This is a genomic window from Endozoicomonas sp. 2B-B (genome assembly GCF_053470045.1).
Map to the genome: position 1 here is coordinate 4857455 of NZ_JBLZMU010000001.1, position 19919 is coordinate 4877373.

A 19919-nucleotide genomic window follows, 5' to 3' on the forward strand; every position below is an offset into this window, starting at 1 on the left:
AATGAAAAATGCCTGTCCCAATGCATTGAGCCTTGCAGTGGCCTTTGCAATCAGCGCTTCCATCATGAGTACACAGGCACTGGCCGATCGCAGGCTGCTGACAAGATCTATTGATATTCCGGGCAATGGACAAACAGGGTTTACCCAGACTGAGGTCATGGTTCAGCCAACTTCAGGTCATGACCGGCAACCCATACCCAAATCCTGTACAACCACTTACCTTGACCAGATTGAGGTTCAGATCGGGGCTGGCATCAAGGTTATTTACGAAGGCTTCACGGACGTTATTGCCGACATTGGTGGCAGCGTTTACAGTGTTGATATTTTTGAAACAGACGACAATGGCGTTGCTCAAAAATACACCAAAATCCTGAAAGTGGGTGATGAGAGCGTCTTCAGGTTCATCCATAACCTTGCAGAAAGTAAGCTGGTCATTGAAGTCAGGGAAGGAATGACCGATCAGGCTTCAATTGAAGCTGTTCGTGCCCAATCAGGTGACATCCAACCATTAGAACCTGCAACGAAAATTGCCACTACCAAACAATTCGTCGGAATAATGAAAGCTGCATATAAAAGAGCAGGAAACCTTGGTGAAACTGATGACTATGTTGACCTCGTTACCATTGAAGTAGAACCGGTTGAAGTGAAAGGGCGCACCTTTATGCGTCTTATCGCTGCAGGCGATCAACCCCCTGATCTCCAGCGCCTGGGGCAATCGCTCTTTGTCAATGATGAGGTGCTTCTGGCAGCAGCCACCTCTGCCTACACCCAGGTTCATGTTCTGGGGGAAAAAGTACACCACGCGGCCCTGGCCAGTCTGTTGTCATACCATAGACCCGTCGGCTACGTTGTAAACGTCGAAGATGACACACTGGCCTATCCTGTGCCTACTGATTATCCAAAGCTGGAAGTGGAACAGGCTTCGGAAGAGATTATTGTTTTCCGTGGTCAGAAACAGAATCCAACCGATATCGCTTTTGTGGAAAGCCACTACTCTGGCATCCGGGAAGAATATCGATTTAAAGAACTCTCTGCAAAGGTGAAAACATTCAGGATCAAAAACTACCAGCACATTATCAGAAGCAGGCAGATGGCATTGCTCGAGGAGTTCGCTGCTGACCTGGCTGCACAGCACGATGCCAGGCTTGATGATGATAAGCTGCTGAAACTTGGCTACTATGAATCTCTTCTGCAGGCATTAACCAGTGCTGCTCCAGATAAAACCTATGAATTTGAGTTCACAACAGATTACATCAGAGCCGCTGCATCAGTCATCACGCCCACCTGGGTGCAGTTTCAACTGATAAAAAACTTCAGCTTTAAACCCGTACTTAATGATCTTCTGACTAACCATAATTTTGTTCAGAGTATTCGGAATATTCAGAAACTCATACCCTACGACACCGACGTGATAAATGACTTTGGTGCTGGCGAAAAAACAAAGTTTTCCTCCAAAGTCAAGGATGACATCAGCGAACAGTTGCTTGAGATGGTTAACACGCAGGAAAAACGGCTGGCAAACGTGCCCGAATTCGCCAGAGCAGTCAAAACATCAGATGACATTACAATGGCAAGTGCCACTGACAGTGGTGAGGATAAACTGAAAGTAGAACTGATCAGACAGAAATTTGCGGCTGAGTTTAAAGAGCTTCGTAAGTTGTTCCGGGTGTTGAAAAACATGGTTCATGAATTTCGGCAGGATATCAAACAAATCCCGGGGCTGGAAGAACAGGTCAGTGATGCCATAGCAGATACCACAAAAGCACGTCACGCCCTTGCCGCAGCAATACTGGATACTGATGCCTGGGATGATACCTGGCGAATGGAAGAAAAAGTCAGACTGCTCAGCAAGAGATGGTTTGAGCTCCATTCGGTGGCGGCAAAAAAACCGTTTCGGGAACAGCCTTATAAAGAAACGCTGACAGCGATTGAAGGCCAGCTCGACATTGTTCCATACGATGAAAACGACCTGAGTGGCCGCTCTGAGTTCATTCTAAAGCATCTGCAACAACAGGCAGGTCAGAGCGATGAGATATTTCGGGACAAACTGGCTGTCGTTGAAGGTCAGCTCGGTCTGGTTCCAGATGAAAAAGATGGACCCCAGGCCCGCCAGGGTAACATTCGGAAGCTCCTTTGGCTGAAATGTGCCTGGGCCCAAGAACAAGATCTCGAGCATCAACTTCAACATCTACACATTAAACAACAAAAAACTGAGATCGCCGAACAACTTCTTCAGCAACAGAGCACCAGCGCAGGCGCTGAAAGAGATCGAACACCAGACCACCCCGGGGTCAGGCCTGAAGTACTCATGAAACTGAGAGCCGTGGAAAAAACCCTGAAGATGGACGACCTGAAGGGCGAGGACAACAGCGAGGAGAATGTGTATCAGCGTCGTAACGCCATTTCTGAGAAAATTCACTCATACACAACAAAAGCCATAGAGGTGGCAGAGGAGGAGGCTCTGCATATAGTGGAAACACTGGAAGAAATATTAAAAATCAAAGCCAACAGAGAGGATAACAAAGCAACAAGACTTGCCGAAGTTCAGAGTGTGCTTCGTAGCTGCATCCCAAAATACATGCTGCGTGAGGTGGAAGGTTTCATCTGGAAAATACGCATGACCTGGAGCAAAGTAGAGAAAGTAAGAGTCTGGAACCTTATAGATTTTCTTGACATTAATGTCGAAACCCCGGATCCGGATGAGCGTGTCTTAAAACAACAGGTAAGGATGCTTGAAGCTTTAGAGAACGAGCTGAACATCGACAAGAGTGAAAACCCTGCTGCTATAAAAAGAGGCAGGGAGGATGCTGCTGAACTGGCTTTGCCTCTAAATGTAGAATTTGAAAAAGGTGCCAGCCTGAATGACCAGAAGAATGCTCTAAAAGCCAGTATTCGGGCATTAGAGGAAGAAGTATACCACCTCGACCACTATTGTCACGATGAAGATCTCGCGAGAGAGGGATACGATAAAATTGCTCGTCAACTCGATATTAAGAACACCAAGTACTACTTTGGTGATGAAATCATAAAGCCCATTGAAACAGAACTCCGGTGGCTGGGTAGAGATGTTGATCTGCTGGGTCAGCCTGAGGTTAACGAGCGTATTGCCGTCATTGAGAATGAGCTTGACAGACAAATCGCTCCGGGAGCTGAACCCCGATACATTCCTGATCCAGAGGTAGCCACTGAAGAACGAGCCCCGAAGGCTGCAGTGGAAGAGGTCAAAAATGACGATGGTTCCTTCCAGTACACGCCGGCACAGGCAGAAGTTTTGCACGCTATCCAAACATTCATGCAGCAGCACCCTCTCAAACGACAGGCCCTGCAAATCGCAAGTGGTCTGGCCGAATTAGTCGCAATGAAAGGTCAGGCAATACCCAACCTTCCGACTTACGATTTTGACGATGAATTTGCAGCGATTCGCTTGCAGGTTCTGGTCGAAGACGAACTGACGTTTGATCAGACCAGTCAGATCGTACAAATCTTCAGGGACCTGAAGACGACTTTCCCGGAATACCCCGCTTCACAAGACGAGCCTCGCTGCCCTCTGGAAGAAGTCCAGAATCTGGTGCACAGGGCCAGAAATGAGATGGGATCCGGGGCTCGAGAATACGACAAAGAAATTTACGGCATGGGCAAATCAGCGATTCACTTCTTCGGGCGTGAAACGGATGAACTGGAAATCTTCCCGAAATACTTCGCCAGCCATTCTGCCAGTGGTAACAGGATCATGACTCTGCTGCATGAAGGACTGATCAGCAAGATTGAACTTTGGAACTACATAAAGGCCGTCAGAGGAATTGATGGTTATAAGACAGTGGACGAATTTGAACATTTCCTTGGCTACAAACACGGCGTCAATCTGCCTCACTTCAAGGCCGTTGTCCAGATGCTTTCCGACAAGGGTATTGATGAATTCGCACTAATTGCCTTTGCTCCTGTGCATGCAACTGGTCCGGCAGGTGTGAAAGAGACGGTTGTCGGTATGAAAGAGTACGCAGCTGCGGTCATCGCCAACTATGTTCTAGACGATATTGCCTTTGACAATGGCCGCAGGACGACAGCTTTCCTGAGCAATGTTCAGGATACCCTGACACCTTATGTCAATGCTGCCGGACTCTCTGAAACAGAACTGATCAAGGCTATCCATGGCACATTGATGCAGGTTTATACCGCTGCGGTTGAGCATCAGATCGATGATTACTGGGTCAAACCTTCAGCCTTTCTGGTACAGGCTGTCACCTGGTACTTCTCCAGTTACAAACCTCTGCTGGCGACCCAAACCGCCGGGCAGGCTACCGCGCTGTCCCTGTCAAACATGGCGTTCCTCTACCTTCTGGATCTGACCAACCGGGGGGATTACGCGCACAGAATGCTCATACCTTTCCAGCACTGGCTGGAACACCATGGTGTTGATCTCGACCGAACCGGGCAACATGCCTACCACAGCGAAATTGAAAAAATTTCTGAAGTGGGCGGGCTGGCCATGCCATTGGGTAAAGCCGCTTCCTCCGTCATTCTGCTGAGAACCGGCTCCATGTTGTTTGCCCGACAGTACAACGCCAACCCGCAGATGTATCGCAGCATTTCTCGTCTGATGCCCGAACTAGTCAATTCCATGGGTTCCGGACAAGGGGTTCGGGTACCGCTGCTACAAACTGTGACACCGCAAAAAGTAAAAACTCTGGCCTCTGCCGCTGCCGGACTCGTACTGGGTCCGATAGCCACTGCCGGAGCATACGCCCATGGTCTGGTATCCGGATTCACCTATGCCCAAACCTTCGGATTCGCGCTGGCGTCGAGCCTCACTTTCGACTTCTTTATGAACGACAACAAGATGCTCACTCAATGGCTGGGTGGGCCTCTTGGACGTAGTCTTGACAGGATTAATCGCTGGCGAGGCGTGGGTGAAACGACAGATGAATATGTAAAACGTACAGCTATTGCCAAGCCTCAACGCTTTAATGAAACCGATGAAGAATATGCAAACCGTTTTAAGACAAGTGACATGATTTATGGCTGGACGCGACACGAAAATTATCTGCAGTTCCGTGAACGCCGTGATCGCACCATGAAGCTGTTCGAGAATGGCTGGGAGAAATACTTCAGGGAGAATGTGCCGAAATGGTCGTTCTCCCATGCAGAAAGTATTCCTTACTCCTACACTCTGGGTGCCTTCTACAAATGGCGAGAGGGCGATGACAAAAAAGTTCACCTTCATGGTAAAAGAAACACCTCCCCAACCAGGCTTTCCAGCCAGCTATGAGGCAGTAGAATGAAAAATACCTGCCCCAGTGCATTCAGCCTTCTGGTGGCCGTTGCCGTCAGCTCCTCCATCATTGCTCCAAAGACACTGGCCGATCGCAGGCTGCAAATAAGGTCTGTCGATATTCAAGCCAATGAACAGGTGGAGTTTGTCCAGAGTGAGGTCATGGTCCGGCCAACTTTAGGTGATGACCAGCAGCCAATACCCGGATCCTTTACCACCACCTACCCTGACCAGTATGGAGTCAGCGCAGGCTACATTGTTCCTGCTATAGGCTTTACAGACATTCTTTCTAATTTCGACGGGCGCGTTTCCAGCGTTGACCAGTTTGAAACAGATGAGAATAACGCTGCCCTGAAATACACCAAAGTCCTGAAGCTGGTTGATGAGGGAATCTTCAGGTTCACCCATAACCTCCAGGAAAAGGAACTGGTCATTGAAGTCAGAGGCGGAATGACCGATTGGGATTCAGTCAGGGCCGTTCGTTCTCAATGGACTGACATGGAATCATTGGAACCGATAACGAAAATCGCCAGCCCCAGACAACTGTTCGCACTGCTGAAAGCTGTCGAAGAGAGAGCAGGAAACCTCGGCACCAGTGATGACTATGTTACCCTTGCCACCATTGTAGTAGACAAGGTTGAAGTCAATGGGCGTACCTTTATGCGTCATGTCTCAGGGGGTGATCAGCCTCCTGAACTGGAACGCCTGGGTCAGTCACTCTTTGTCAATGATGATGTTCTCCTGGCAGCAGCCACCTCTGCTTATATCAAAGTTCATGTCCTGGGAGGAGAGTTACAACAGCAGGCTCTTAATAAACTGTTGGCAGACAGCAAACCCGTCGGATATGTTGTCCACGTCGAGGGTCACTCACGGGCTTATCCTGTGCCTGCGGGTTATCCGAAACTGGAAGTAGCTGAAGCTCCGGGGGAGGTGATAGTTTTCCATAGTCAGAGGCTGAATCCCGATGATATCGCTTTTGTAGAAAACCTCTATGACCTGTGGCAAGAAGCTAAGGCTACTCCCCCCTCCTCTGCAATATTAACAGCAGTTAAAACCCATAAGGTCAAAGGCTACCAGCACGTCATTCGAAGCAGGCAAATGGCGATGCTGGAGGAGTTTGCTGCGCAGCACGCTGCCGGAGAAAGCGAGGATCAACCGACGACGTTTTCAAAAAAAGATAAACGGGCGATGCATGCGCTTGCATACTATGAATCTCTCCATCTGGCATTAGCCACTGCTACTCCAGATGAAATACATGGAATCAACGAATTTCAAGTCACACAGGAACACATCAGGGTCGCTCTGTCAGTCGTCACGCCAAACTGGATGCACAATGAACTCGCAAAACACTTCAGCTTCAAACCCGCACTTGGAGATCTTCTGATTAACAAGCATTTTGTTCGGAAGATTATGAATTATATACCCGTTGGCGCCAAATTAAAGTTCAACACTTTATACGACGACGCACATTTTTTTTCCAAACTCCTGGGCGAAAGAAACAGACAGATGATTAAGTTGTTCAGCAAGCTGGATGAACTAGTGTAGTGCGACCTAATTAACAGTACATAAAGACTCCTAACGGTCTACTATGGATGTTATTCCAACCACTGCCTGTTTTTACTATGCGAGTTGCCACAGAGATAATACTTGATGCTTCTGAAGAAATACGACTCAGAAAGATTACTTCATCAAATACTTGCCCTCTTCGCTTGGCCCGCCGTGCCCAGATTGTTCTTCTCTCTGCAGAAGGAAAAAGCAATCTTGAGATTGCGCAAATACTGAAGATCGGTCGTCATCAGGTCAGCCGCTGGCGTGACCGATATGCTCAGGAAGGCTTCTCCGGGATTGAACAGGATCGAGCTCGCAGTGGCCGTAAAAAGAAGATTGATGCTGCTGAGATTGTGAGTCTGACCACAAACACCCTTCCGGAAAATGCCACTCACTGGAGCACCCGAACTATGGCTGCTGTTAGCGGTATCAGTGAGAGAAGTGTTCGCCGGATATGGCATGCATATGGCCTCAAGCCTCACCTGGAAAAGACATTCAAGGTGTCCCGAGACCCGAAATTTGTGGAGAAGCTTGAAGATATTGTCGGACTCTATCTGTCTCCTCCTGAACATGCGTTGGTGCTGTGCTGTGATGAAAAAAGTCAGGTTCAGGCACTCGATCGAACACAGCCTGGCTTACCGTTGAAGAAAGGGCGTGCCGCAACAATGACTCATGATTATAAACGACATGGTACAACCACTCTCTTTGCAGCACTGAATGTACTTGATGGTGCTGTCATCGGTCAGTGCCAGCAGCGTCATACCCATGTGGAATGGTTGAAGTTTCTTAAACAGATAAATAGGGAAACGGCAAAAGACAAAGAGCTGCACCTGATTTGCGACAACTATGCGACTCACAAACACCCGAAGGTGCGAGAATGGCTGGAAAAACATCCTCGTTTTCATATGCACTTTACGCCAACGTCAGCATCATGGTTAAACATGGTTGAGAGATTTTTTCGGGATCTCACGAGTCAGCGTTTACGCCGTGGTGTGTTTGTCAGTGTGCCACAGCTAGTCAGTGCGATTGATGAATATATTGAAAAGCATAATCAAAATCCAAAGCCGTTTATCTGGACTGCTAAGGCAAATGATATCTTAGAAAAAGTCGTTCGGGCTAATCGCCGGTTAAGTTGCAAAAAGAACGACGCACTACACTAGATAGCGAGAAAGCCATACTCTTGCGTTTCAAACGTAAGTTGGACATTGAATCGAATAAAGCTGATGCCAGTGATGAGAAAAAACTGGAAGTGGGACGACTCTGCCAGGAAATCAAGGATAAATATGCAAGGGTTCTTGATGAGCAGAGAGATCAGGAAAACCTCCATTGGGAACTTATGCAGGATGTCAGACGGATTCCTCCGTTGGAGAAAAGAGTTATTAAGGCCAGAATAAAGACCATAAATGCTCGCCACTCTAAAATGGCAATAGAACCTGGCATAGACGACCTGGATGAAACCCAGCCACTGGATGAGCAAATCAGGCGTCTCCTGGAGAAAACTGATGACACATGCAGACAGGCAGTCGTTAAAACTCAGCTCGTTCAACCAGATCTTCAGCAAGAGCACACCAGAACAGAGGCTGAAATAAAAGCCCGCTATTCAACCATTGTCGCACGTTTAGAGATTCAGGATTTTGATTGCAGTGCAGATATTGACGTTCAACAGGAATGCCTGGTTCAAAAAATCAAGACAATAACTGCCGGGAAAAAAGGTCTGCATCAACAACTTAAGACAATTGCAGACCCGGAAGAAGAAATTGATCGAAGACCAGCCCATCCTGAAATCATGTCTGAAGCCCATGAGAAACTCACTGCCGTAGAAAAAGCCCTGAAAATGGATGGACATAAGAGCGAGGTCGATCTGTATCATCGTCGTAACGCCATTTCTGAGAAAATTCAGTCATACGCAACAAAAGCCGTAGAGGAGACAGAGCAGGAGGCTCTGGATATACTGGAAACACTGGAAGAAATATTGAAAATCGAAGTTAACAAAGAGGATAACAAAGCAACAAGACTGGCCAGAGTTCGCGATAGACTTCACTGTGACATCCCAAAATACATGCTGCTTGAAGATGGTTCCTTCCAGTACACGCCGGAACAGGCCGAAGTTTTGCACGCTATCCAAACATTCATGCAGCAGCACCCTCTCAAACGACAGGCCCTGCAAGTCGCAACTGGTCTGGCCGAATTAGCCGTAATGAACGGTAAAGCAATACCCAACCTTCCGACTTACGATTTTGACGAGGAATTTGCAGCGCTTCGCTTGCAGGTACTGGTCGGAGACAAACTGACGTTTGATCAGACCAGTCGGATCGTGCAAATCTTCAGGGACCTGAAGGCGACCTTCCCGGAATACCCCGCTTCGCAAGACGAGCCTCGCTGCCCTCTGGAAGAAGTCCAGAAGCTGGTGCACAGAGCCAGAAATGAGATGGGATCCGGGGCTCGAGAATACGACAAAGAAATTTTCGGCATGGGCAAATCAGCGATTCACTACCTCGGGCGTGATCCGAATGACCTGAAAACCTTCCCGGAAGACTTCACTACCCATTCTGCCAGCGTTAACAGGATCATAACTCTACTGCATGATGGCCTGATCAATAAGGTTGAACTTTGGAACAACATAAAGACCGTCAGAGGAATTGATGGTTATCAGACAGTGGCTGAATTTGAACACTTCCTTGGCTACAAACAGGGTGTCAATGTGCCTCACTTCAGGGCCGCTGTCCGGCTGCTGTCCGACAAGGGTGTTGAGAAATTCATTCTGAGTGCTTTTCCTGCTGTGACTGCAACTGGCCCGGTGGCTATGAAAGAGTCTGTTGTCGGCATGAAAGAGTACGCAGCTGCTGTTATCGCCAACTATGTTCTTGACGATATTGCCTTTGACAATGGCCGCAGGACGGCAGCATTTCTGGCCAATATTCAGAATACCCTGACGTCTTATGCCAATGCTGCCGGACTCTCTGAATCAGAACTGATCAAGGCTGTCCATGGCACATTGATGCAGGTTCATACCACAGCGGTTGAGCAGCAGATCAATGAGTACTGGGTCAAACCTTCAGCCTTTCTGGTACAGGCTGTCACCTGGTACTTCTCCAGCTACAAACCCCTGCTGGCGACCCGTACCGCCGGACAGGCTGCTGAGCAGTCTCTCTTGAACATGTCATTCCTTTATCTTCTGGATCTGACCAACCGGGGTGATTACCTGCACCGGATGCTCGCACCTTTCCAGCACTGGTTGGAAGGCTACAGTGTTGATCTTGACCGGACCGGGCAATATGTCTACCACAGCGGAATTGAAAAAGTTTCTGAAGTGGGCGGGCTGGCCATGCCATTGGGTAAAGCCGCTTCCTCTGTCATTCTGCTGAGAACCGGCTCTATGCTGTTTGCCAGACAGTACAACGCCAATCCTCAGATGTATCGCAGCATTTCCCGTCTGGTGCCCGAAATAATGAAATCCACAGGTTCCGGACAAGGTGTTCAGGTACCACTGCTGCACCGGGCGACACCACAAAAAGTGAAAACGCTGGCCTCGGCCACCGCAGGTCTGGTGCTGGGTCCGGTAGCCACGGTCGGAGCATACGCCCACGGTCTTATTTCAGGGTTTAGCTATGCCCAAACTTTCGGATTCGCGCTGGCGTCGAGCCTCACTTTCGACTTCTTTATGAACGACAACAAGATGCTCACTCAATGGCTGGGTGGGCCTCTGGGTCGCAGTCTTGACAGGATTAATCGCTGGATTGGTGTGGGTGAAACACAAGATGAATATCTGAAACGTACTGCTATTAGCTCACCTCAACGTTTCGGTGAAAACGATGAAGAGTACGCAAGCCGTGTTAAAGCAAACAACACACTGTATGGCTGGACTCGATACGAAAATTACCTGCAGTTCCGTGAACGCCGTGATCGCACCATGAAACTATTTGAGAATGGCTGGGAGAAATACTTTAGGGAAAATGTGCCGAAATGGTCGTTCTCCCATGCAGAAAGTATTCCTTACTTCTACACTCTTGGAGTCTTTTACAAATAGCAAAGGGGCGATGATCAGAAAGACGGTCATGATAAGCGAAATTACCATCAATCAAGCTTTCCATCTGAAACCTCAAGATCACCATGAGCAATTTTAAAAGTTGCTTGCTCACTCTTTACGGCAATCACTTTTCACGGTAATAAAAGTACTCAGCGCTGAGGTAGTGGAATGACGAATGCTCACCCCAAGGTATTAAGTCTTGCAGTGGCCATTGCAATCAGCTCTTCCATTATTGGCACACGGGCACTGGCCGATCGTAAGCTGCAGACAAAATCTGTCAATATTCTGGCCAATAAACAAGCCGAGTATATCCATAGTGAAGTCATGGTTCGACCAACTCCCGGGCCTGACGGGCAGCCAATACCGAAATGCTTTACAACCACCTACCCTTATCGGGTTCCAGGTAAGGTGGACTTTGCTCTTCCCACTGTAAGTTTTACAGAAGTTCTTTGGTAAGCGCCAAATAAACCAGCGTACTGGCTGCCGCCCCCAAGATTTCTTATTCTTTGCCTGTCTTAACATTCCAGGGGAGAAGCTGTTCCAGTTTCTCAACGGTATCGGCGTAAGGCAGCTCTTTTAAAATATGGTTCAGGTAATTGAAAGGCTCCAGACCATTCACCTTTGCGCTTTCAATCAGGCTGTATAAAAGGGCACTGGCTTGCGCCCCTTTTGGCGTGTCTGCAAACATCCAGTTCTTGCGGCCAATAGCGAAGGGGCGGATGGTGTTTTCCGCTGCGGCATTACTGATATCCAGGTGGCCGTTGTCACAGTAAACGACCAGTTTTGGCCATTGGTTCAATGCATAGCTCATGGCTTGGTGCGACAGGCTGCCCGGGTCTAGCCTGGTTATGTTTTTCTCCAGCCATACATGAAAGTCGTCCAGTAGTGGCTTACTCTTTTGCTGACGCAGGATGGCTTTTTCTGATGGAGGAAGATCTCCTATTTCTTTCTCAATGGCGTAAAGCTTACCGATTTTGCCTAAAGCGACATTCGCCTTGCTAACGCGGGTGTTTTTCACCTTTTTGCCCGGTTTGGCTTCGCCCTTCCTGGCATCCAGAAATTTCCTGCGAACGTGGTCGAAGCAACCCGCCTGGGTGATGCCTTCTTGTTTGCATACAGCGTCGTAACTGGCATACCCGTCAGTTTGCAGGTAACCGCTGAACCCTTCGAACAGACGCAGGGGAACCTCCTTGCCTCTTGAGGGATCGTATTCAAACACCACCGATGTTTGTCCGGGTGGCCCACCAAGGCTGACCCACATATATTTGTCAGAGTTGATGGACTTGCTGGTTTCCTTGATCACCTGAATTCGGGTTTCGTCAGCATGGATCACCGAACCGGTCTTTTGATGATCTCTCATCAAATTGATGAGTGGCCGCAGTTCTGTAGACAGCCGAATCAAAGAGTTGGCCATCGTCGTCCGGGTGACAGAGCCACCGTATCGCTTGAGGATATTCTCTTGCCTGTACAAAGGCAGTGCGTCGCAGTACTTGGAGACAATGATCCAGGCCAGTGTGCAAACAGAGAGTGAAGATTTGGGCAGTGGGTGTTTTGGCAGCTCTGCAACTTTAATGACCCGCTTCTCCTGTCCATGCTCATCGACTTCTGGAAAGACTGCTTTCTCTTGCAGAATTTCTTTCACCTGAACCTTGGTCGGAACGATATCAAGCTCTTCACGGACTTTGACAAAGAAGGTATCAATGGCTCCGGCTTTTTCTTCTTCACTGAGTTCAGAGCGTTCCTGCACTCTGGGCAGAGACTCTGAAAATGACTTGCGCCCTGTTTTCTTTTTGCGTGGTTTTGGAGGCTCTTGCTCTGGCTGACCTTCAGCTTCGTCTTGCTCTCCGGTGCAGCCTTCCAGCTCCACCTCGTTGAAAATGTCGACCTGGCTGTTGTTTTTTTCAGTGCTTCTTCCGTACAGGCGGGATCGGGAGAGCCTCAGGTACTCTTCCAGTTGCGCAATGCGTTTTTTTTGAGAATCGATGACCTCTGACTTCTTTTGAATAATGTCGTCTTTTTCAAGAAGGGCATTTTCTTTTTCAAGAAGGGCATTTTCTTTTTCAAGAAGGGCATTTTCTTTTTCAAGAATGACACTTTCCTGCGAATGGATCGCCTCAAACAAGGCGACCATTTCAGGGTTAGTCTCAGCCTGATGAAAGGGCAAATCCAGTGCGGATTTCGGCTGAAAAATCAGAGTGTCGGCGGTCGATTTCATGGTCGCTATTTTACCATAAAACCCTGAAAAACAGGACTAAAAACAGCTCTCATAATGCCTTTTTTTATGGGGTTGCATGGCATTGAGATTGTAGCCGTCCAGCAGCCAGTTTAATTGTTTCCCGGTTAATGTAACCAGCTCTTCGTCCGGTTTGGGCCAGTGGAATTTGTCCTCAGACAGGCTCTTGTAATAAAGCACAAAACCATTATCTTCCCAGAACAGGCACTTGATTTTATTACGCTGCCGGTTGGTAAACGCATATAAATAGCCGTCAAAGGGGTTGTGCCCCAGCTCTTGTTCAACCAACACAGCAAGCCCACGAAATGACTTGCGAAAGTCAATCGGCTCCCGGTAGAGAAACACCTTTGGTAATACCTCTGACGGTCGCATAACCGGGGTGTTCATAGCATATCCCTCACCAGTTGCTCACAAAGCGACAGGTTACTTTCATCAATACCGGACACTGTTACACCACTGGGTAGGGTGATGGAGAGTGGTGTTATCCGAGAAGGCGCACCAGGTTCTGGTTGGGGTGTTACCTGGACAAAGCCAGAGTTGTTCGGGGTCGGTTTTACGCTGGGGGTTGTGTCGAGTTTACGCTTCCAGTATCCGAATTTGGATACCCTTATACCATGCTGTTGGCACCACGCACTCTGAGTCAAACCTGAATCCCGCCACGACTGAACACGCTCTAGCCATTCACTGTCTGCGGGTAATTTCTTTGACATATTGGCCTCCTTATATCGGGAGGCTAATCATTTCAAATGGGGTTTTGATTCTGAAGGGCGTGGGTTTATTTGGCGTTTACGTTCTTTGTATGACTGATGGTAGCGTTGCCACTGTTGATCTGTTCGAAACAGACGAAAACAACATTGCTAAAAAATACACCAAAGTTCTTAAGATGGGTGATGAGGGCATCTTCAGATTTACCCATAGCCTTGATGAAAAGGAATTATTCATTGAAGTCAGAGCCGGAATGACCGATCAGGATTCAGTTAAGGCTGTTCAAGCACAATATCCCGGGCTATCTGGCATGGGGCCGTTAACGAAAATCGTCACCCCTCATCAACTGGCTGACTTGCTGATAGTGGCTAATGACATGGCAGGAAACCTCGGCACCAGTGACCACTACGTCGCCCTTGCCACCATTGAAGTAGAAAAAGTTGAAGTGAACGGGCGCACCTTCATGGGCCTTATCGCATCAGGCGACCGGCCCCCTGAACTGCATAGTCTGGGTCAATCACTGTTTGTCAATGACGAGGCTCTTCTGGCAGCGGCCACCTCTGCCTATTTCCAGGTTCATGTTTTCGGAAAGGATTTACAACAGCAGGCTCTTAATGAACTGATGGCACACAGCAAGCCCGTCGGCTATGTTGTACTCGTCGGGGATGGCGCACAGGTTTCTCCTGTACCTGCGGGTTATCCAAAGCTGGAAGTCGCAGAAGCTCCGGGGGAGGTTATTGTTTTTCGTGGTCAGAAGCTGAATCCCCATGATACCGCCTTTGTAGAAAAGCTCCACAGCCTCTGGCAAGAAGCCGAGGGCAATAACCTGGCTACTGCATTGGCAACAAAGATTAATGTATTTAAGGTCACAAGTTTCCAGTACGTTATTCGAAGCAGGCAGATGGCAGTGTTAGAGGAGTTTGCTGCACGGCACGGTGCTGAAGTGACCGAAAGTCAACCGCCGACGCTGACAAACGAAGATAAACTGTCGGCATCTGCGCTTGCATTCTACGAATATTTCCAGCAGGCATTGCACAGTGTCAGTAAAGGTCGGGCAATTACGGAAATAGAATTTGAGTTCACACTTGAAAAGATCAGAGCCGCCTCGTCCGTCATCACACCAACCTGGCTGCAGATTCAACTGACAAAACACTTCAGCTTCAAACCCGCACTGAGAGACCTTCTGAGTAATCAGAATGTTGTTCAGGATATTATGGATCTTGTACCCGTTGTCGACGAATCACCGCCCGATGTTTCTTACGACAACGACCACTTTGCTTTCAAAGTCCTGAGCAACATGGCCAGGCAGCTGATTGAGAGGGAAAGCATACTGTCAGACCAGCTGAAAAGGGAACGCAAACTCACCCAGATTAACAACCACTTAAGGATCATGTTGGGCAAAGCCACTGCCATTGAAAAGCAAAAGCTCATAGTACTTCAGCTTAAATATCAGTCTGAGCATGATATTCGAGAGCATCATGACGCAACGGACAAAGAGCGAAGCCTGTTATGGGAACTCAGGCAGAAAGTCGACGAAATCCCGGAGCTGGAAAAACAAATTCGAAATGCCAGAGCCGAAGCCACAAAAGCCCGCAACACCCGGCTGGCAAAAGAGCTTGGCATTAAAAATTGGGATGATAGCCAGCTGCCAGAAAAACAAACCAGACTCATCAGTATAAAAATTCATGAAATCAACCAGGCATTGTTGGCAAGAGGACCGGCAACAGGAAGGCCTGAGGGAGATTCTATAGAAACAACACTGGCGGCTCTTGAGCACCAGAGCACCAGTACAGAGGCTGAAATCAAAGCCAGCTATACAACCATTGCCGCACATTTAAACCTGCAGGATTTTGATAGCAATGCGGATATTGACGTTCAGCTCGATCACCTGCTTCGAAGAATTGAGGTACTGAATGCTCAATTACAGGGTAAACATAGACTGAATCTTCAACAAAAAAGCCTGTTTGACAGATTTCAGTCACTGAATACCCAGAGCAATCCCCTCGACGAAGATCAACAACATTTGCTTCAGAAAATCCAGGCACTGAATACTCAATGTTGTCCAGAAGAACCTGACGTCAAAACCGGGCAGGATGGTCTGGCACTGATTTTAGGTATCAGGCTGGATGACAGCACGATGGAAGAACACCCTGCCCTGAAAACAGCCATGTATAAGAGGTTCCGCAGTCTTGAATATTTAGATGAAGAACTGAAAGACATCAGAACACCAGGCCACCCCAAAGTCATGCCTGTAATACTTGAGAAACTGTCAGACGTGGAAAAAGCCCTTGATATGGATGACCTCATTAGTCAGGAAGATGTGTATTACCGTCGTCACGCCATTTCTGAAGCAATTCAGGCACGTCTGGCAAAGGTCAGGCAGCGAGAGGAGGAAGTGGCTCAGAAATTGCTGAAAGCAGTAGAAGAAATGCTCAACATCGAAGTCAATAATGAAGATGACAAAACAGCAAGGCTTGCCAGGGTTCGAACAAAACTTGACAGCGTTGATGTCTCAGAAGCCATGGTGGAAGAGATAGAGCATTCACTCCGCAAAGAAGACATCACATTCCGGAGCAGAACAGGGAACACAAAACTTCAGGATCTTCAAAGGAGCCTTGACTTTTATGTCGAAGAGATGAAGAGCGTGGCCAGAATAAGACTGATAAGTACACTCAAAAGGGTAGAGGGCAAGCTGCATATCTTCGACTTTGTACGCGAAGAGGCTGATGAAAGAGGCACGGCTTTCGTTACTAAACTGGCCAATGATCTGGGGGTATTACTTAGAAGGAAAGCCTACCTGCCTGAAAACAAGGATGTTCTTGAAAACAAAATTTTGGCATTAATGACGGAAGTAGACCAAGCCTGTGACAATGAGGATGTCAGAAGAAGCAGAAACAATGAAATCGCTCATCAACTCAACATTGAGTCCTATAAAGATGACGCCACTATAGACGACCAGAATATTTTAATTAAAGAAAAACTCCAAGAGCTTTATGAAGAAGTTCCCAAATTGGGTGTAACCACCATTGATGAACATATCACAGCCATTGATGCTGAGCTTGACAGGCAAATGGCCCGGCTGGGGCCTAAACCCCGATATGTTCTTGATCGCGAGGCAGCCAGCGCCAGACAAACCTTACAAAAAGCTGAAAGCGAACTGGCAGCCGTTCATCGCAGGCTGATTGCTGTTGATGGCAAACATATGTTATTTGCGGGTCGACCTGCCAACCTCCGGGATCTCCTGGATGAAGAGAACCTGGCTCTCAATCAGGCAATGAAACAAATTCAGACAGAGTTGGGTCTGGCTGCTGTTGACGAACAAACCTCTGAGGAGCGATTAAGGGACTTCAGTCATTTCCTGCGGGGATACAGCAGAGAAAGACAGGCTGAAATCCTTGATGAACTGAAGGCCAAAACAGGTCTGAGCATCCAAGTAAAGGATGACTTCGGTTCAGTGGAAAACGCTGCTTATTGCATTGGCCTTGCCTATACAGATTCTCATGTTCAGGACGAAGACAATGAAACATTGGGTGAAGTGTTTTTAGCCAGAACAAAGTACGTTCAAATCAGGAAATTCGTGGATCAGCACTACATAAAAAGCAGTGCTTTGGTGAATGCACAGATTCAACAGTGGAGTGCAAAAGAGAAGCTGGATCGGAAAGAAAAGGAGATGATCGATCCTGGCGACCTCGATCAGAAAGCTAAAAACCAGCATATGAATGAAATGGACAGGCTGGGGTTAATCTTGAAGCAGGCAAGTGATGCTGTATCAAAAGCACACAAGGCTCTGGTGGATCATGAAGCGGCTCTTGACGCCATTGAAGAAGCTGCGGGTCTCAAACCAGACTCCACTGACACCTGTGAAGAGCGGATTAGTGCCCTGGTAAAAATACATTTACAACTCGGCGGGTATGATGGTACCGGCGGCAAGGTCCATCAACTGCTTCAGGAACGGGCTCACCTGAGAAGTCAGATTGGAGCCAGGAAAGCAGACATTGAGAGAATGAAGGAAGTCCTGAGGGCTGCAGAGGAAGCCGTGGAAAATGATGGCGGTCCCTTCCAGTTCTCACCGAAACAGGTCAAGGTTCTGGCCGATATGAACACCTTCACAGAGCAGCACCCTCTCTGGCAACAGGCCCTGGACGCCGCACTGGGCCTGGCAGAATCAGCAGTCAAAAACGGTAAAACAATACCCAGCCTTGCGACGTTCGATTTTAACGATGAATTTGCACCCATTCGCTTGCAGGCACTGGTCGGAGACGATCTGACGTTTAATCAGGCCAGTCGGATTGTAGAAGTCTTCAAAAGCCTGAAGACGAGCTTCCCGCCCTTCCCTTTTGAGCCTGTTGAAGATCAGCCTCAGAATGTCATTGAACAAGTTCAGGCTCTGGCAGACAGGGCCAGGAATGAGATGAAAACCGGGGCTCAGGAATACGACGATGAAATACGCGACATGGGCAAAAGAGCTATTCACTTCGTCGAACATGAATCTGGGGATCTGAAAGGTTTCTCGGAATATTTGGCAACCTATTCTACCAGTGGCAACAAGATCATAGCTCTGCTGCGTGAGGGACTGATCAGCAAGATTGAACTTGGGAACTACATAAAGGCCGTCAGAGGAATTGATGGTTATCAGACAGTGGACGAATTTGAACATTTCCTTGGCTACAAACACGGCATCAATCTGCCTCACTTCAAAGCCGTTATCCAGATGCTTTCCGACAAGGGTGTTGATGAATTCGTGCAGAGTGCCTTTACTCCTGTGACCGTGACTGCAACTGGCCCGGCAGGTATGAAAGAGTCGGTTGTCGGCATGAAAGAGTACGCCGTTGCGGTCATCGCCAACTATGTTCTTGACGATATCGCCTTTGACAATGGCCGCAGGACGGCAGCATTTCTGGCCAATGTTCAGGATACCCTGACACCTTACGCCAATGCTGCCGGACTCTCTGAATCAGAACTGATCAAGGCTATCCATGGCACCTTGATGCAGGCTCATGCCGCAGCGGTTGAGCAACAGCTCAATGATTACTGGGTCAAACCTTCAACCTCTCTGGTACAGGCTGTCACCTGGTACTTCTCCAGCTACAAACCGCTACTGGCGACCCGTACCGCCTGGCAGGCTGCCGCGCTGTCCCTGGCAAATATGTCGTTCCTCTATCTTCTGGATCTGACCAACCGGGGGGATTACCTGCACCGGGTGCTGACACCTTTCCAGCACTGGCTGGAAGGCTATGGTGTTGATCTTGACCGAACCGGGCAATATGCCTACCACAGCGACCTTGAACAAGTCACTGAAGTGGGCGGGCTGGCCATGCCATTGGGTAAAGCCGCTTCCTCCGTCATTCTGCTGAGAACCGGCTCTATGCTGTTTGCCCGACAGTACAACGCCAACCCGCAGAGGTATCGCAGCATTTCTCGTCTGGTGCCCGAACTAGTGAAATCCATAGGTTCCGGACAAGGGGTTCAAGTACCCCTGCTGCACAGGGCGACACCACAAAAAGTAAAAACCCTGGCCTCGGCCACCACCGGTCTGGTGCTGGGTCCGGTAGCCACGGTCGGATCATACGCCCACGGTCTTATATCAGGGTTTACCTATGCCCAAACCTTCGTGTTCGCGCTGGCGTCGGGTCTCACTTTCGATTTCTTTATGAACGACAACAAGATGCTCACTCAATGGCTCGGTGGCCCTCTGGGTCGCAGTCTTGACAAGATTAATCGCTGGCTGGGCGTGGGTGAAAGGCAAGATAACTATGTAAAACGTACGACAGTTGCTACACCTCAACGCTTCAATGAAAACGATGAAGCCTACGCAAACCGTATTAAAGCAAACAGCACCCTGTATGGCTGGACTCGACATGAAAATTACCTGCAGTTCCGTGAACGCCGTGATCGCACCATGAAACTGTTTGAGAATGGCTGGGAGAAATACTTCAGGGAGAATGTGCCTAAATGGTCGTTCTCCCATGCAGAAAGTATTCCTTACTTCTACACTCTTGGAGTCTTTTACGAATGGCAAAAGGGCGATGATCAGAAAGACGGTCATGATAAGAGAAATTACCATCAATCAAGCTTTCCATCTGAAACCTCAAGATCACCATGAGCGATTTTAAAAGTTGCTTCCTCGCCCGGTACGG

9 protein-coding genes are annotated in these 19919 nt (G+C 48.4%); 6 read left to right on the forward strand and 3 right to left on the reverse strand.

What is annotated here, in order from left to right; all coding sequences use genetic code 11:
• Window position 1: 1 nt before the first annotated feature.
• The 5 genes from ACOMHB_RS18705 to ACOMHB_RS18725 all read left to right on the forward strand — a co-directional run bounded on the left by ACOMHB_RS18705 (window position 2) and on the right by ACOMHB_RS18725 (window position 11300).
• Window positions 2–5266, forward strand: a complete 5265-nt coding sequence (locus ACOMHB_RS18705) for a hypothetical protein (protein WP_448217752.1) — start codon at window positions 2–4, stop codon at window positions 5264–5266.
• Between the two features lie 9 nt (window positions 5267–5275).
• The gene (locus tag ACOMHB_RS18710; RefSeq protein WP_448217753.1) at window positions 5276–6814 is read left to right on the forward strand and encodes a hypothetical protein; all 1539 of its coding nucleotides are present in this window, start codon (window positions 5276–5278) and stop codon (window positions 6812–6814) included.
• Window positions 6815–6891: 77 nt separating this feature from the next.
• Window positions 6892–7977 (forward strand): IS630 family transposase, encoded by a 1086-nt coding sequence (locus ACOMHB_RS18715; protein WP_448218589.1) that lies wholly within the window; start codon window positions 6892–6894, stop codon window positions 7975–7977.
• A 20-nt stretch (window positions 7978–7997) separates the two neighbouring features.
• Complete coding sequence (locus tag ACOMHB_RS18720; protein WP_448217754.1) at window positions 7998–10844, forward strand: hypothetical protein; 2847 nt, start codon at window positions 7998–8000, stop codon at window positions 10842–10844.
• A 168-nt stretch (window positions 10845–11012) separates the two neighbouring features.
• Window positions 11013–11300 (forward strand): hypothetical protein, encoded by a 288-nt coding sequence (locus tag ACOMHB_RS18725; protein WP_448217755.1) that lies wholly within the window; start codon window positions 11013–11015, stop codon window positions 11298–11300.
• 43 nt (window positions 11301–11343) lie between these two features.
• On the opposite strand, the gene tnpC is transcribed toward ACOMHB_RS18725, so the two are convergent.
• The 3 genes from tnpC to tnpA are packed head-to-tail and all read right to left on the reverse strand — an operon-like array spanning window position 11344 to window position 13787.
• Complete coding sequence (tnpC, locus tag ACOMHB_RS18730) at window positions 11344–13059, reverse strand: IS66 family transposase (protein ID WP_448215655.1); 1716 nt, start codon at window positions 13057–13059, stop codon at window positions 11344–11346.
• 36 nt (window positions 13060–13095) lie between these two features.
• Window positions 13096–13464 carry an IS66 family insertion sequence element accessory protein TnpB gene (gene tnpB, locus ACOMHB_RS18735; protein ID WP_448215654.1) on the reverse strand — a complete coding sequence of 123 codons (369 nt, stop codon included), beginning with the start codon at window positions 13462–13464 and terminating at the stop codon, window positions 13096–13098.
• Window positions 13461–13787, reverse strand: a complete 327-nt coding sequence (tnpA, locus tag ACOMHB_RS18740; RefSeq protein WP_448215653.1) for an IS66 family insertion sequence element accessory protein TnpA — start codon at window positions 13785–13787, stop codon at window positions 13461–13463. The genes tnpB and tnpA overlap by 4 nt, the downstream gene beginning before the upstream one ends.
• 89 nt (window positions 13788–13876) lie before the next feature.
• Here tnpA and ACOMHB_RS18745 point away from each other — a divergent pair, with 89 nt between their 5' ends.
• Window positions 13877–19885 carry a coiled-coil domain-containing protein gene (locus tag ACOMHB_RS18745; RefSeq protein WP_448217756.1) on the forward strand — a complete coding sequence of 2003 codons (6009 nt, stop codon included), beginning with the start codon at window positions 13877–13879 and terminating at the stop codon, window positions 19883–19885.
• Window positions 19886–19919: the final 34 nt, after the last annotated feature.

Excerpts from the sequence above, each read along its gene's own strand:
- ACOMHB_RS18705 (WP_448217752.1), top strand. The coding sequence starts at position 2 with ATGAAAAATGCCTGTCCCAATGCATTGAGCCTTGCAGTGGCCTTTGCA.
- ACOMHB_RS18710 (WP_448217753.1), top strand. The coding sequence starts at position 5,276 with ATGAAAAATACCTGCCCCAGTGCATTCAGCCTTCTGGTGGCCGTTGCC.
- ACOMHB_RS18715 (WP_448218589.1), top strand. The coding sequence starts at position 6,892 with ATGCGAGTTGCCACAGAGATAATACTTGATGCTTCTGAAGAAATACGA.
- ACOMHB_RS18725 (WP_448217755.1), top strand. The coding sequence starts at position 11,013 with ATGACGAATGCTCACCCCAAGGTATTAAGTCTTGCAGTGGCCATTGCA.
- tnpC (WP_448215655.1), bottom strand. The coding sequence starts at position 13,059 with ATGAAATCGACCGCCGACACTCTGATTTTTCAGCCGAAATCCGCACTG.
- tnpB (WP_448215654.1), bottom strand. The coding sequence starts at position 13,464 with ATGAACACCCCGGTTATGCGACCGTCAGAGGTATTACCAAAGGTGTTT.
- tnpA (WP_448215653.1), bottom strand. The coding sequence starts at position 13,787 with ATGTCAAAGAAATTACCCGCAGACAGTGAATGGCTAGAGCGTGTTCAG.
- ACOMHB_RS18745 (WP_448217756.1), top strand. The coding sequence starts at position 13,877 with ATGACTGATGGTAGCGTTGCCACTGTTGATCTGTTCGAAACAGACGAA.